Here is a 460-nt window from a genome sequence, read left to right as displayed (position 1 = left end):
GCTTATGCGGGTGTAATTTAATAGTAACAATCGAGGAATCTTCCTGTTCGCCAAAATACCATTGCTGCACAATTTTCCTGCTTTCTTCAAAGGAAATATTTCTACCAGTAATGCTTCCCTCCCATAGGGAGAATTCGCTTCCCGGCTCTGTACTCATTTCCGCAACTTCGCCTGTCCACAATCGAATGGTGTTTGGCAGTGTGAGCGCCAGGTAAACCTCTTCCGGTGAAGCAGGAATAATAAAATATTTTTTAAAATCTTTCATGATAACATGTGCCGTAAAGATAAAGGTTGTAACTGCTTTGGGCAATTTATCTGCAGGTTGCCACCATGGCATTTAAAAAAGGATCAATGTAATTAAGGACGGTCGATACAGTTTCACTAGCCTTAATCCTTTAGGAACCTTGATCCATTTTTTTTATTTTTCAGCATGAAAATCTTACTGCTGCTAATCACCTGT

At 39.8% G+C, this 460-nt stretch carries 1 protein-coding gene; it reads right to left on the bottom strand.

The window, feature by feature from the left end; translation table 11 throughout:
* Positions 1 to 265: SRPBCC domain-containing protein (locus I6F37_RS39325; RefSeq protein ID WP_225154275.1), on the bottom strand; the 265-nt coding region annotated here is incomplete at its 3' end.
* Positions 266 to 460: the final 195 nt, after the last annotated feature.

Origin of the sequence: Bradyrhizobium sp. NBAIM08 (assembly GCF_020193935.1) — a bacterium.
Classification (GTDB): Bacteria; Pseudomonadota; Alphaproteobacteria; order Rhizobiales; family Xanthobacteraceae; genus Bradyrhizobium; species Bradyrhizobium yuanmingense.
This window is presented reverse-complemented; position numbering and strand designations above follow the sequence as displayed.